The following is a 13,574-nucleotide window of genomic DNA, read 5'->3' as shown; positions in this document are numbered from 1 at the left end:
CGTGACGTTTAAGTAGTCCCGCGCTAGTTCACTGTAGATGACGATCTGGCGTGGGTATTGGTTCAGTTGCAAAAGTGAAACTTGGTTGGAGCGTGTTTAGTTGAAGCATTCCCTTGTGGGAGCGAGCTTGCTCGCGATGGCGGCTTAACATTCAGCATTGATGTCGACTGACATACCGCTATCGCGAGCAAGCTCGCTCCCACAGGGGTTGTGGTGTTGGTTAGAACGATGAGGTGATTTTGATCCCGCCAATCAGCGCGTCATCGACCTTGTCCACGCCACCGGGGTGGCGGATGTATTGCAGGTTCGGGCGCACGGTCAGCCAGTTGGTGACGTGCACGCCGTAATAGAGTTCGGCGCTGTATTCGGTGTCTTGCGGCGGCAGGAACGATGGATCGTCGTAGTCGTAGACGGCGCGGGCCTGATTGGTCGCCTCGGCGTTCTTGCGATCGGCCGGGTTGACGTGAACCCGGGCCAGGGCGAAACCGATGTCGTCTTTGGTGCGCGCATCGAACAAGCCTTTGTAGACGACGCCCGCCTGGACATAGTTGTCGATGGCGTTGGTCTTCTTGTCGTGCATCGTGCCGTTGGCGAACACGCTCAAGCCACGGGAGTTGTCGCTGGCGCGGCTGGTGATCTGCTGCTGCACACCGAGCCACACGCCGTGCTTGCTCGACGCGCTGCGATACGCTTCGCCGCTCAGCGCTGCGGGCTGGCCATTGCTGTCTTTGTAGGCGTCTGTGGCCTTGGCGTTGCTGTAGTAATAACCGGCGCGGTACTCGCCCGGCAGGCCATTGAGCTTCGGCGACCAGACCAGTTCAATCGGCAGGATCGCGCCTTGGGTGCCGCTGCCGCTGAGCTTGAAGCCATTGCCGCGATCGAGGTTCGACGGGTTCTGCTCATAGGCGCCGATTTGCGCGTAGAGCTCCGGCGTCAGGTGATATTTGACCCGCATCGCCCATTGGCTGACCGGCCAGTTGTACCAGATGCCGCCGACCCAGTTGCCGACCTGCGAGCCACAGAACGCCAGGTTCTGGAAGTCGCACGGGAAGCTGTTGAAGTCTTCGCCTTCGCCAAAGCGGCCGACCTTGATGTCGAGCTTCTGGTCGAAGAATTTCTGCTGATACCACATCTGCGTCAGGCGCCAGGTCTGGCCACGGCCCCAGACTTCCTGAGCCGAGGTGAAACCGCCGACCCGCGGGTCGTTGATCCGGTCGTTGCTGATGTTGTTGCCGTTGCGTTCGGTGATGGTCAGCTGAAATTCGGCGTCGTCCCAGCCAAGGATCTTCTGCAAGTCCAGGTGCGTACCGAGGCCGAACTGGTCGCTGTAGCGGGCGGTGCGGTCGTGGTCATAGCCGCCATGCAGGTTGCTGCCCATTTCGCCGGTGTAGTCGACTTTGAAGTCGTAGCCTTTTTCCGAAAGTTCGCTGCGCGTGCCATTCCAGTCACCGAGCATCCACGGTGAGTCGCTATCAAAGGCCGGGGCCGCGTGAACGCAGGTGGCGAGGCCGAAGGCGCTGAGACCGCCGATCAGGTTCAGGGCTTTTCGGTTGGCCACAGGGGTGGAGACAGCGCTGTCTCGCGAAGTTGGAAAGTCAGGCATAGAGAAGTAATTCTTGGTCTTTTTCTGGGAGGTGAACTGAAAGCAACGAGATGGAACGGGCAGTGAAGCGTTTCAGCTTAAGGGCGGCAGGATAATGATCTGTTACAAAGAGAGAAAGCGCTTTTATTGACATGGATCATTTCAGATTTTGTAACAGTATGCTGCGACCTGTGGCCGCAGGGGTTCTAACAGGCAATAAAACTGTGGGAGCGAGCTTGCTCGCGATGGCGGTATGTTAGTCCCTATTAATGTGACTGATACGGCCTCATCGCGAGCAAGCTCGCTCCCAGAGGGATTGCGGTGCCCGAATACTACAGGCTCATGGTCGGCTGCTCTCTGCGACGGCAGCGGCTTTGCTTTCCCTGGTGTAAGTCAGCACAAAATGCGCCACAAGGCCGAAGATCAACCCCCAGAACGCAGCGGCCAAACCCAGAAAGCTCATGCCCGAAGCGGTCACCAGAAAAGTAATCAGCGCCGCTTCACGCTGCTTCTCGTCTGCCATCGCCCCGGTCAACCCGGCACTGATCGCGCCGAACAACGCCAGCCCGGCGAGGGAGGCGATCAGTTCTTTAGGCAACGCGGAAAACACCGAGGCCAGGGTCGCGCCGAAGGTGCCCATCAGAATGTAGAACACCCCGCAGGCGATCCCTGCGATGTAGCGTTTATCGCGGTCTTCGTGGGCTTCGCGGCCGGTGCAGATCGCTGCGGTAATGGCGGCCAGGTTTAAGCCGTGGGAGCCAAACGGCGCCATCAGGATCGAGCCAATCGCGGTGACCGAAATGATCGAGCGCGCCGGGGTGTTGTAGCCCGAAGTGCGCAACACCGCCATGCCTGGCACGTATTGGCCGGTCAGGGTCACCAGCGCTAGCGGCAGGCCAATGTTGATGATCGCGTGCCAGCTCCACTCGGGAGCGATGAAGACCGGGTGGGCTACCGCGATAGTGATCGAACCGCTGTTGAGTTCACCGAACGAGGCGGCCACGGCGCAGCCGACAATCAACACGGACAGAATCGCGTAGCGCGGCGAGAGGCGTTTGCAGATCAGGTACGCCGCGATCATCGACAGCACCAGCGCCGGTTGCAGCTTGATCGAGGTGAACAGCTCAGCGCCGAAGCGAAACAAAATACCGGCGAGCATGGCTGCGGCGATGGCTTTGGGCAGGCGACTCATCAGTTTGTCGAACGCTCCGGATAAACCGATCACGGCGATGATTACCGCTGCTACCACATAGGCGCCGATGGCTTGGGGCAGGGTGACGCTGGGCAACATGGACACCAGCAACGCCGCGCCCGGCGTCGACCACGCGGTGATCACCGGAACCCGCAGGCGCCAGCTCAGGAGCAGGCCAGTGATGCCGCTGCCGATGGAGATCGCCCAGATCCACGAGGACACCTGGTCGCTGGGCAGGTGTGCTTCCTTGGCTGCCTGAAACACGATGATCAGCGGGCCGGCATAGGAAATGATCACCGCGATAAAACCTGCAATGACCGCTGACAGGGATAGATCCTTTCTGAGTGTGTCCATGATGTCTCGACTTGGCGCGGCAGAGTCGCGCAGTGATCAGGGGATTGATTGATTCGATTGATTCGATTCGTGGTGAGTGTATTTGAATGGATTGAGTTGATTCAATATATGTCTGGAATCTCATTGGGTGAATCCGATCTTTGAACGTTTGATCTGGCTTCATCCATATGATTTTAAAAGAAATTATTTTTTAAGAGTTTTTTGTTCCCCGATGTTCATGGGTTTATCGATAGTAGCAATCGACTCAATGTGCTGAATTGACCGGTTTGTCAGGCATCAAACTTCGATGTGATATGCTCCGATTTTTCTGATTTCTACGATGGGCAGCGATCATTCATGTGGGTTCCTCAGCTAAGCGAATTCAGCCAGCCGATGTATTTGTCGATTGCCGATGCGTTGGCTCGCGACATCAGCAATGGCGTGCTGAACCAGGGCGATCGCCTGCCGACCCTGAGGGAATTGGCCGCCACACTGAATGTCACGCCGGGCACCATCAGTCGTGCCTACAGCGAGGCCCATCGGCGCGGGCTGGTGCAGGGCGAAGTGGGGCGCGGCACTTATGTGCAGAGCCAGAAACCGACCGAATTACCAGTGAGTCATGGCCCGACGGCGCTCAACCTGGGGCAGTCCGAACTGCTCGACCTTTCCATCATCAAGCCCTACAGCGAAACCCTGGAATACTGGCTGCGTGATGCCCTGATCGGCATGGCCAAGAGCACCGATTTCGCCCGAGCCCTGGATTACGCGCCGGATGGCGGTCACCCGGCGCATCGCGAGGCGGGGGCGCAGTTTCTGCGGCATTGGTTGCCCGATGCGCAGTGGCAGCAAGTGGTGATCACCGCCGGGGCCCAGCATGGCTTGATGGTCGCGATGAGCGCCCTGACCAACGCAGGTGACCTGGTGCTCTGCGAAGCGCTTTGCTACCCCGGTATTATTTCCCTGGCCCACGGTCTTGAGCGCCGCTTGCGTGGCGTGCCGATGGACGATGAAGGGATCATTCCCGAGGCGCTGCGCGAACTGTGTCTGCGGGAGAAACCGGCGATGCTGGTCTGCGTGGCGACCTGCCAGAACCCGACGGCGGCGATCATGTCGCAAGAGCGTCGGGCGCAAATCGCGGCGCTGGCCGAAGAATTCGACTTCATCATCCTCGACGATGACATCTATGGCTTTCTCGCCACTGATCCTTCGATCAAACCATTGTCGGCGTTTGCGCCGGACCGTTCGGTGTACCTGACGAGCCTGTCGAAGTCGATCATGCCGGCGCTGCGAATCGGCTATCTCTACAGCCCGCCTAAATTGCTGTCGCGCCTGACTTCGATGGTGCGTAGCAGCGTCTGGATGCCGTCGCCGCTGACCGCGCAACTGGCCAGTAACGTGATCACCGAAGGCCTGGACAAAAAACTGATCCGCATCCAGCGCAACGAAGCGGCCGCGCGGCAAGCCATTGCCCGGGAAATTTTTGCCCAATTCGAGCTCAAGACCCAGCCGTACTCCTATCACGTCTGGTTGACGCTGCCGGAGCCGTGGACCAGCGATGAGTTCACCATGTTGGCCCGGGCCAATGGTGTGTTGGTGCTCAGCGGCACACAGTTCCAGGCCGAACGCTCTGGCATAACCCGGTGTGTGAGGCTGGTATTGATGTCGCCTACCAGCCATGACGAATTGCGCTTTGCCCTGACCAAACTGGCCAGCCTGATCGATACCGATCCGCGCCGTTATTACTGAGTGGCGATGCTGTCTTAGAGACCATCACCTGTAGGAGCGGCACGTTGTCCGACGCCGCGAACGCCTACAAAAAGCTATTGTTCACCTACAGTTAACTGACCAGCGCATCGAGTCCTTCCACCGAACGAGGGCCTCGGCTAAGGTGCGCGGCTTCTTTATTCTTTCTTCGCGCAAAGGCCCGGCATGACCGAACTGAACAACAACCCGCTGCACGGCGTGACCCTGGAACAGATCCTCAATGTCCTGGTCGAGCACTACGAATGGTCGGGGCTGGCCGAGCGTATCGACATTCGCTGCTTCAAAAGCGATCCGAGCGTCAAATCGAGCCTGACCTTCCTGCGCAAAACCCCGTGGGCGCGGGAGAAGGTTGAACATCTGTACGTGAAGTTGATGCGCACCAAGCGCCCGGTCTGAACATGCTCAGCCTATCGACGCCGGGAGCTGCCGCGAGGCGTCGTTGTGTGGCCGTGGCGGCGGTGCTGGGCTGGGTCGGTTTGAGTGTTCAGCTGTACCTGATTCTCGGCTCACGCTGGAGCCTCGGCGCCAGCCTGATGGGCGGCCTGATCAGTTTCTTCAGTTTTTTTACCGTATTGAGCAATACCTTGGTCGCCGTTGTGCTGACCTGTGAGCTGACGGCTCGTGAGTCGGCAGCGCGCCGCTGGTTTTTGCAGCCGTGGGTCAGCAGTGGGATTGCGGTGAGCATCGCCGTGGTCGGGATCGCCTACAGCCTTTTGTTGCGCCATCTCTGGCATCCCGAAGGCTGGCAGTTGCTCGCCGATGAATTGCTGCACGACATCATGCCGCTGCTGTTTCTGGCGTATTGGTGGTTGTGCGTGACCAAGGGCACATTGCGCCTGGGGCACATCGCCTTGTGGGTGATTTACCCGTTGGTGTACTTCGCTTTCACGTTATTGCGCGGGCATCTGCTGAGTACGTATCCGTATCCGTTCGTTGATGTCGGCACGCTGGGTTATCCACAGGTGTTCATCAATGCCGGAGGGATATTGGCGGGGTTTGTAGCGATTGCGTTAGTGGTGGTTGGGCTTGATCGGTGGTGCGCAACTCGAAAGTGAACACCCACTGTGGCGAGGGAGCTTGCTCCCGTTGGGTCGCGAAGCGACCCCAAAAGAAGCGGACCGCTGCGCAGTCCAACGGGAGCAAGCGCCCTCGCCACAAAAGCCAATTGGCCTTGCGCTATCGATTATTCATCAAGGGTGCCATCCGCCCGCCAGTAGCCCACCGCTTTGACGAACTGATCATCCAGCCCGTGCTCATCCAGCAGCACCCGGCGGATCTGCCGTGACACTTTGGTCTCGGTCGCTATCCACGCGTATAGATCGCCACTCGGCACCTGCAATTGCTTCACGGTAGTCAGCAGGTTGTTCTTGCCGCCGTCACGCAACACCCAGATCACATTGACCTGCGCGGCGCTTTCCAGGCGTTGCTGTTCGGCGCCGTTCGCCACTTCGATGATCACCAGCGCGCGGCGATTGGCCGCCAGGCCTTCCAGGCGTCGGGCGATGGCGGGCAGGGCGGTTTCGTCGCCGATCAACAGGTAGCTGTCGAAGATGTCCGGCACGATCATCGAACCCCGTGGCCCGCCGATGTGCAGGAACTGACCCGGCTCGGCCTGCTCGGCCCAGGTCGAGGCAGGGCCGTCGCCGTGCAGGACGAAATCGATGTCCAGCTCCAGCGAATCCAGGTCGTAGCGACGCGGCGTGTAATCCCGCATCGCCGGCATCGGCTGGTCGGTTTTACCGGCACCGAGGACCAGGGTTTCCAGCGCCGCTGTTTGCGCCGCGTTCTGCGGGAACAACAGTTTGACGTGGTCGTTCGTGCCGAGGCTGACGAAGCCCGCCAGTTCCGGCCCGCCCAAGGTAATCCGACGCATGCGAGGCGTCAGGTCGACCACCTGCAAGACTTCCAGGCGACGGCGTTTGATTTCGTGCATGACACGGTGAATGGTTTGGGTATCGACTGCAGTCATGGTGTTCTCCTCGGGCAGCTTGAACGGCGGGGCCGTCGACGATGGCTTTGGCGGTGTTGTTGAGCAGGGCCGCGACGCGGATGATTTCTTCCGCACTCCAGCGCCCGTGATGCATTTGCAGTGCATGACGCAGGTTATGCACCGCTTCATGGATTTCGGCCGGGCGATCATGGCCGCGCAGCGAGCGTTTGCTGACATCGATGCGCATCCGCACACCTTCCAGGGCAATCGCCTGGTCACTCAGGGATAGACGTCCGGCGTCGGTCACGCTGTAGCGTTTTTTGCCGCCCTCGGCGTCACCGGCGATCATTTCGCTTTCTTCCAGAAAGGTCAGGGTTGGGTAAATCACCCCGGGGCTGGGGCTGTAGGCACCGTCGAACATGCCTTCAATCTGGCGGATCAGGTCGTAGCCGTGGCACGGCTGTTCGGCGATCAGCGCCAGTAACAGCAGTTTCAAATCGCCAGGGGCAAAGACCCGTGGGCCACGGCCGCCGCGTTCGCGGCCTGGGCGTTTCTCGAAGCCGTACGTGCTCGTCACCGTGTTCGCGGTGGGAATGATGGTCTCTCATTTTTTGCGTTCTCTCGTCGTGTTTAGATACAACTTAAGATATATCTTTAGACGAAGGCAAGACGTTTTTCGAGAGAGGTTTGCGTCGGCCGACGAGCGGCGAGGTTCGCTGAGCGAGGCGGTTCATCACGAAAAATCACCACCAAGCAGGTATTTTTCGTTGCGCCTGGAAGTAACTTTAAAGTTAAAGCTATCACTCTATTAATTGTTGATCATATATTCTAAACCTCCTCAAGTGCCCGGTTTTAAGTTGAATAGTCTGTATGGTTTTTTAAGCGAAACTGTATGTAGGTAGTTGCCGACAGTTACAAATCGATAATTTTGTTTTTTGTGCTTTTTTCTTTCCGGTCATGGAGGCGTTTAACTACACGATCATCGGAAGTTACTTGCTTACTTTCCAGGGGCGTTGGCCGATCATTTGCCGGCGTTGAAAGTTCAAGCCTACCTCGCTGCGATAGGTTCCGGACTGGCGTTGTTTGAGCTTTCAATGAACCCTTTATATTGAAAAGACAGGTACTGACTGATGTTCAAGAAAATGACGATTGCAGCTCCTCTGGCGATGCTGGCACTGACTTCCTCCATGGTGTTTGCGGCCGGCGAAGCCAAGCACTCCATCAACCTCGTTGCCCACGTGCCGACCAACGGGTTCTACGTGGTACCTGTCGATCCGGATCTGGTCAACAAAGATCAGCGTATGGATTTCCTCCCAACTACCGGTGCAATGGACGAGGTCAACGGATTTTTTGACATGCGCAACAACAATGGCTCGGTACACGCCAGTGTTGTCACGGCTCCAGTACTGTACTCCGGTGCCAGCACCATTAACTTGAAAGTTGAACTCAATGGCAAAGAGCTGACCACGACCCCGCAAATGGTTGTAGGTGAAGATGAATCCAACGTGAACTATCGCGCCCCATTGCGTATCAGCGCCACGGGCAGCACTTTTGCACCGGGCGACTATACCGGTGAAGTGGCAATGATCTTTGATGCCGTACCACCGGTTCTCTAACTTCTCCCGGTAGAGCGTCAACCGACGAGCCAACAATTTAGTTGGTTCGCCGGACTTCCATTTGTCTGCAATCAGAGTACGTGTTCATGTTCCCGATGACACCCATCGCGGCTGCGCTTGCGCTGTTGTTTTGTGCCAGCGCGGCGGCGGCTCCGGTTTCCACCGGTTCTACACCGCGAAGTCTGTTGGCCCAGGCCAAAGGTCTGCCGGCGGAGTTCGAGGAGCATTTTTTGATGTGCCGCTGGCGGTTCGCGTGGAACTTGATCAGCAGCCGTTGGGGGAGGCGATGGTCGTGCTGTCTCGCGATGACCGCATCACCCTGCTCGAATTTACCGACACCAGCGACAGCCGATTCACGGCGGCCGAACGCGACACCTGGGCCAGTTACCTCAAGCCCGGCGTGGCGCTGGGCGACTGTGCCGGACAATGCCCGGAACAGATGCTGGCGGTGCACTACAACCTGGAAAACTCGCTGGTATCGATCCTCACCGAGAACGCTGAGCGCGACACTGAAGTCAAACGCTACTACGACCAGCCCGAAGGCGGCAGCAGCGGGCTGATGCTGCGCAATCAGCTCAACCTCAATGGTGGTCAGGGCCAGGACCTGGGCGGACGCTTTGGTCTGGAAGCCAGTGGCAGCCTCGGCAGCTGGAGCCAGACGTTCAACATGCAACTGGCCCGGCTGGGTGGTCCGGATGACCAGCTCTACCACGCGGTACATGAGCTTTACACCCAGCGCGAATTGCAAGGCAGCTTCGCACGCCTGGGTTATTTCACCCCCAATTCAGAAGGGCTGACCCGCCAACCGCGAACGTTTGGCACCAGCCCCGACACCGCCGTCGGCGTCATGTTTGGCAGCTCCGACAGCCTGGCAATCAACAGCCCGATGCCCAGCGTGTATCCGATCTACGTCACGGCCAACCGCCAGGCTTCGGTCGAGATCCTGCGCGACGGTTTGCTGATCAACACCCAATCGGTGCCCGCCGGCCTGCAGACCCTCGACACCCGACCACTGCCCGGCGGTATCTACGAAGTGGAAGTTCGGCTGATCGAAGACGGCCAAATCACCAGCACCAGCCAGGAGCTGGTCTACAAGCCCAACAACTGGCGCAACCTTGATGAGCGCTGGCGCTACAACCTGTTTGCCGGGCAAGAAACCAAGCTGCTGAGTAACTGGGACCAACAGGCCAGCGGCAGCGCGACGGCCGGGGCTTCGCTCAACTACTTGATGCATCCACGGGTGATTCTCGGGCTGTCGGCGCGGCAGATTCGCGAAAAACTGCAATACGGCACGTCCATCGACTGGACCCTGGCCAATCACATCAGCCTGTACGCCAACGTCTACCAGACGCAAGACCACGGCACCGGCGTCGATCTGCAAAGCCTCTATAACTACGGCTCCGGCAGTGTGGTCTTCAGCCACAACCGCAGTTGGCTCGATACCACGGATACCTACGACACCCTGTCGGACGGCACCCGGGTGCGGCAACGCAATGTGTTTGTCGGCGAGACCAGCAACTCATCCCTGGCGCTCAATCATCGGGTCAGCAGCAAAAACTCGGTAAATGCCCGGGTTTCTCATAGCGAGGGCAATACCGAAGGCGTTGGTGTGGATCTGGGCTGGACCCAGCGCACCGTGTTCTTCGGCAGTGATGCCAACTGGCGGCTGGCATTGTTCGACCGCCCGGGCAGTTACAGCAGCGGCGATGCGCGCAATCGCGGGGTCGACCTGAGTCTCAACCTGGCACTGGGCGCACCGGGTCAACAGTTCACCGGCAGCATCGGTTCACGAACCGCTCGCGAGGGCGGTCGAGACAACAACGCCTCTCTCGGCTGGCGCAAAGACTTGAAAGACCATGTGCTGCAAAACGTCTCGGTCACCGCACTCACTGACACCTATGGCGTCGGCCTGTCCAGCCTGGCCAGTTTTCGCACCGAGGCACTCAGCGGCGACGGGTTTGTTCAGCGCTCGTCCTACAACGATAACTTCACTGGCGGCCTGAACCTCGACAGCACACTGGTCGTTGGCGGCCAGCAGATGGTCCTGACCAGTGAGCATCAGGTGCGGGGTGCGGGGTTGATCGTCGATGTGGAGTCCGATATCGACGGTATCGCCTTGCGCGCCGACGACTTCAGCGGTGGCAGCGCAGCCCTGAAACCTGGGCGAAACTTCATCCCGATTACCGCGTATCAAAACAGTTCGGTGAGTTTCGACTTCGAAGGTAATCACGTGCCTGCCGCCAGCATCGACCCGCCGCGCACCCGTTATCACCTGAACAAGGGCGGCGTGGAGTATCGCAAGGTGCGGGTGATGAAAACCCTGACCGTGTTAGGGCGGCTGGTCGACTCCCAAGGACAGCCGCTCAAGGGCCATCACGTGATCAATCACGCCAGCCGCGGGGTGACTGAAGTCGATGGGTTCTTCTCCATGGAAATGAACGCCGGTGCGCCGACGCTGGAAGTGCGCCAGGGCAATCAATTGCTCTGCCAGTTCCGCCTCGATGCCAGTCGTCATCGCAGCGAAAACAACGTGTTGATGATCGGTGACCTGCGGTGCACGCCGGACACCCTGGCCGACGTCAGCTCCACTGATCAGAAGGCAGGTTGAAACCTATGAAAAAGTCCACGGGTTGGTTGGGACTGATGATGGCGCTGATGGTGCCGACCGCTGAGGCGTTTAACCAGGAGATCCGGGCGTCGTTCGCGCCGGATCCGGCGCAGCCGCAACGAAACGTATTCATCAACAAGACGCCGGACAGTGGGTATTGCAGGGACTATCCCGACGAGTGCAAGCAACAAAACATGTTCAGCATTCGGATACCGGTGCATTTCGGGCCCAGCTCAGCGATTGCGCCCGGCACTGGCGTTTCTGTCAAGGTACCGGCCAATTGGCGACAACTGACAGTCACAAACAGGGAAACCGGCGAATCGGAAATCGTCGAAGTGCGAATCACGGGTATTGGCTCTAACTACATCCTCAGCGATACCGCCGCCAATCTGGCTGGGGTAACCGATCTGCGTGAAGGGCATGCCAAGCTATGGGGCGGTCAAAGCTGGGTGTACGCGGCGCCTCCCTGTGTGTACAGCGGCGTAGGACTCTTTACAGGCCCCACCTATCGTTTTTTTTGGAAGACTCCGCAAGAAGCACTTTGTACCAAAGTGGCGGATTTCCGAATTCCGTACATGTCTTGGGACACCCTGGACTTTGCCTATGAGCTCCGAACGCCTAACCCTTTGGGGATGTCGAGCGGGCTGTACACCGGTTCCATGAACTACTTCCTCGGCCCAGGGCAAGATTTCGACATCGGCGGGTTGAATGCTGATGACAGCAACCTGACCCTGGATTTCGTCCTCGATGTGCAGCACACACTCAAAGTGACCCTGCCGCCGGGCGGCAACAAAGTCGAGTTGGTGCCGCAAGGTGGCTGGCAGAGCTGGATCAACGAAGGACGCAAGCCCAATCGGTTGTTCCGTGATCAGACCTTTCATATCTCGGCGTCATCACGCTTCAAGATGACCTTGTTTTGCTCGAGCAGCATCAGCAACAACTGCGTCATTAACGATATGACCGCACGCAAGTACGGCATGGTGGAACTGAGCGTGACGCTGCCCAACGGGCTGACGGATCAATACGGACGTCCGGTCAACCGAGTGCCATTGAGGATCGGCAGCTCGGGAGCCTTGCACTTCGCTCCGAGCTTCTATGTGGATCGCGGAAAGGGAATCCTGCACTTCGAAATCGGAGAGTTCTGGACCCACGCCATGCTCCAGTCCGGTGTTCCGGGTGATTACTCGGGCACCATGACGGTGGTCTGGGATTCGGAAGTCTGACAGTACAAACATTCGCCAATTTTTTGAGGTTGAAGACGATGAAACGTCTGTTGTTGATGTGGGTTGCCAGCGTGTTTTGTCTGACGGCGCAAGCCGGGCCGCAGATTAATGTCGGCACGGTGTACGACTATCTGGACGGCGATAAAAGTACGTACCTCAAACGGGTTTTCAACAGTGGCGACAGTACCGCTTTCGTCAAAATCAATGTGCTGGAAATCATCTATGACACCGACGGTACTCCTCGGGAAGTACCGATCGAAAGTGCGGTGGACGGTGCTTCTCGCAAGGGCATCATGGCCAGCCCGGCCCGTTTGATCGTACCGGCTAAAGGCATGCAGGGCACGCGCTTGCTGTACATGGGCGAGCGCGACACCGAGCGTTACTTCCGCGTGCGCTTCGTGCCGGTAGTCCCGGAAAAGGAAGATGAGTTCGTGCTCTCCAGCGAAGAACGTGAGGACTATAAAAAGAGCCTGTCTGCGGGGGTCAATGTAATGACCGGGTTTGGCACGATCTTTTTTGTCCGGCCCAAAAACGCCCGATTCGATACGGTTATCAATGACACGGCCACCCGGTATGAACTTCACAATAACGGCAACACGGTCGTGGTGGTCGATGAGTTCAAAAGCTGTTCGCTCAGCGATGATAGTGATTGTCGGCCGACCACCAAACATCATCTGCTGGCCGGAAAGACCTTTGGTTTCGACAAGGAAAAGGGCCGTGAACACCGCTTCATTGTGATTGAGGGCGACAGCAAGAAAGTGCTGAAGATAGCGAGTCGATAGTGGCTGCTTTTAATTGACGCTGTGGGTAACAAACATGATCAAGCAATGCACTGTCGCCACGCTGATGGCTGCAACGGGGTTGGCCAGCCTGACGGTCTTCGCGGCTCGCGAGGAACACTCGTTTGAAGTGTCCGTGACGATCCCGACGCGCTCTTTTTACATCGTGCCGGTGGACACTGGCTGGATTCACCGCGAGCAGATATTGCCCTGGAATGTTGCGACCTCCAAGCTAGGTAATCTGCGCAAATATTTTGATGTGCGGCACGATACCAGTGCGATCGAGGCGCGCCTCGACTCGCAGCCCTATCTGTCCAATGGCCGCCCGGCAGACGATATCCCGTTGCGCGTCAGCTTCAATGGTGTCGAGTTGAGCCATGCCGTCGAGCCCCGGCTAGTGGTATCGGCCGCCGACGCAGCGGTGGGTTCGCGCGTGCTATTGGAGATAGAACCGCTACAACCTGCCGGGGGATATCGGGCCGGGGACTACTACGGCAATGTGCTGTTGTTGTTCAATGCCAGGGCGCCGGGAGGCTGAGTCGCCGCG

General features: G+C 58.3%; 10 protein-coding genes and 2 pseudogenes. 8 read left to right on the top strand and 4 right to left on the bottom strand.

The features are described from left to right. Positions 1 to 220: 220 nt before the first annotated feature. Together RHM58_RS02055 and RHM58_RS02050 are read right to left on the bottom strand one after the other, a co-directional pair. The gene (locus RHM58_RS02055) at positions 221 to 1,603 is read right to left on the bottom strand and encodes a carbohydrate porin (RefSeq protein ID WP_322269548.1); all 1,383 of its coding nucleotides are present in this window, start codon (positions 1,601 to 1,603) and stop codon (positions 221 to 223) included. 319 nt (positions 1,604 to 1,922) lie between these two features. After that, positions 1,923 to 3,128: a benzoate/H(+) symporter BenE family transporter gene (locus RHM58_RS02050; RefSeq protein ID WP_322269547.1), complete on the bottom strand. Its 1,206-nt coding sequence runs from the start codon at positions 3,126 to 3,128 to the stop codon at positions 1,923 to 1,925. A gap of 336 nt (positions 3,129 to 3,464) precedes the next feature. On the opposite strand from RHM58_RS02050, the gene RHM58_RS02045 reads away from it, so the two are divergent. From RHM58_RS02045 to RHM58_RS02035, 3 genes are all read left to right on the top strand, one after another. Beyond that, positions 3,465 to 4,853 (top strand): PLP-dependent aminotransferase family protein, encoded by a 1,389-nt coding sequence (locus RHM58_RS02045; RefSeq protein ID WP_201256511.1) that lies wholly within the window; start codon positions 3,465 to 3,467, stop codon positions 4,851 to 4,853. A 183-nt stretch (positions 4,854 to 5,036) separates the two neighbouring features. After that, positions 5,037 to 5,267: a VF530 family DNA-binding protein gene (locus tag RHM58_RS02040; RefSeq protein WP_201206398.1), complete on the top strand. Its 231-nt coding sequence runs from the start codon at positions 5,037 to 5,039 to the stop codon at positions 5,265 to 5,267. Between the two features lie 2 nt (positions 5,268 to 5,269). After that, the gene (locus RHM58_RS02035; protein ID WP_201256512.1) at positions 5,270 to 5,926 is read left to right on the top strand and encodes a Pr6Pr family membrane protein; all 657 of its coding nucleotides are present in this window, start codon (positions 5,270 to 5,272) and stop codon (positions 5,924 to 5,926) included. Positions 5,927 to 6,054: 128 nt separating this feature from the next. On the opposite strand, the gene RHM58_RS02030 is transcribed toward RHM58_RS02035, so the two are convergent. After that, the gene (locus RHM58_RS02030; protein WP_322269545.1) at positions 6,055 to 6,840 is read right to left on the bottom strand and encodes a siderophore-interacting protein; all 786 of its coding nucleotides are present in this window, start codon (positions 6,838 to 6,840) and stop codon (positions 6,055 to 6,057) included. 13 nt (positions 6,841 to 6,853) lie between these two features. Continuing rightward, a pseudogene (locus RHM58_RS02025) lies at positions 6,854 to 7,409 on the bottom strand (PadR family transcriptional regulator); the annotation flags it as partial. Between the two features lie 522 nt (positions 7,410 to 7,931). On the opposite strand from RHM58_RS02025, the gene RHM58_RS02020 reads away from it, so the two are divergent. The 5 genes and pseudogenes from RHM58_RS02020 to RHM58_RS02000 all read left to right on the top strand — a co-directional run bounded on the left by RHM58_RS02020 (position 7,932) and on the right by RHM58_RS02000 (position 13,565). Next, positions 7,932 to 8,417 (top strand): CS1 type fimbrial major subunit, encoded by a 486-nt coding sequence (locus RHM58_RS02020; protein WP_201256515.1) that lies wholly within the window; start codon positions 7,932 to 7,934, stop codon positions 8,415 to 8,417. 86 nt (positions 8,418 to 8,503) lie between these two features. Next, positions 8,504 to 11,025, top strand: a pseudogene (locus RHM58_RS02015) (CS1-pili formation C-terminal domain-containing protein). A gap of 5 nt (positions 11,026 to 11,030) precedes the next feature. Next, a complete protein-coding gene (locus RHM58_RS02010) occupies positions 11,031 to 12,248 on the top strand; it encodes a hypothetical protein (RefSeq protein ID WP_201256517.1) in 1,218 nt (405 codons plus the stop codon). A gap of 38 nt (positions 12,249 to 12,286) precedes the next feature. Beyond that, complete coding sequence (locus RHM58_RS02005) at positions 12,287 to 13,030, top strand: molecular chaperone (RefSeq protein ID WP_201256518.1); 744 nt, start codon at positions 12,287 to 12,289, stop codon at positions 13,028 to 13,030. 34 nt (positions 13,031 to 13,064) lie between these two features. Continuing rightward, positions 13,065 to 13,565, top strand: a complete 501-nt coding sequence (locus RHM58_RS02000) for a CS1 type fimbrial major subunit (RefSeq protein ID WP_201256519.1) — start codon at positions 13,065 to 13,067, stop codon at positions 13,563 to 13,565. The last annotated feature ends 9 nt before the right edge of the window (positions 13,566 to 13,574 follow it).

It is taken from the genome of Pseudomonas sp. 10S4 (assembly GCF_034344865.1).
Taxonomy (GTDB): Bacteria; Pseudomonadota; Gammaproteobacteria; order Pseudomonadales; family Pseudomonadaceae; genus Aquipseudomonas.
The sequence above is the reverse complement of the archived record's forward strand: the minus strand, read 5'-3'. Positions and strand labels throughout refer to the sequence as shown.

Coding starts and splice junctions, on each gene's coding strand:
- RHM58_RS02035 (WP_201256512.1), top strand. CDS start 5,270: ATGCTCAGCCTATCGACGCCGGGAGCTGCCGCGAGGCGTCGTTGTGTG.
- RHM58_RS02000 (WP_201256519.1), top strand. CDS start 13,065: ATGATCAAGCAATGCACTGTCGCCACGCTGATGGCTGCAACGGGGTTG.
- RHM58_RS02010 (WP_201256517.1), top strand. CDS start 11,031: ATGAAAAAGTCCACGGGTTGGTTGGGACTGATGATGGCGCTGATGGTG.
- RHM58_RS02045 (WP_201256511.1), top strand. CDS start 3,465: ATGTGGGTTCCTCAGCTAAGCGAATTCAGCCAGCCGATGTATTTGTCG.
- RHM58_RS02050 (WP_322269547.1), bottom strand. CDS start 3,128: ATGGACACACTCAGAAAGGATCTATCCCTGTCAGCGGTCATTGCAGGT.
- RHM58_RS02030 (WP_322269545.1), bottom strand. CDS start 6,840: ATGACTGCAGTCGATACCCAAACCATTCACCGTGTCATGCACGAAATC.
- RHM58_RS02005 (WP_201256518.1), top strand. CDS start 12,287: ATGAAACGTCTGTTGTTGATGTGGGTTGCCAGCGTGTTTTGTCTGACG.
- RHM58_RS02040 (WP_201206398.1), top strand. CDS start 5,037: ATGACCGAACTGAACAACAACCCGCTGCACGGCGTGACCCTGGAACAG.
- RHM58_RS02055 (WP_322269548.1), bottom strand. CDS start 1,603: ATGCCTGACTTTCCAACTTCGCGAGACAGCGCTGTCTCCACCCCTGTG.
- RHM58_RS02020 (WP_201256515.1), top strand. CDS start 7,932: ATGTTCAAGAAAATGACGATTGCAGCTCCTCTGGCGATGCTGGCACTG.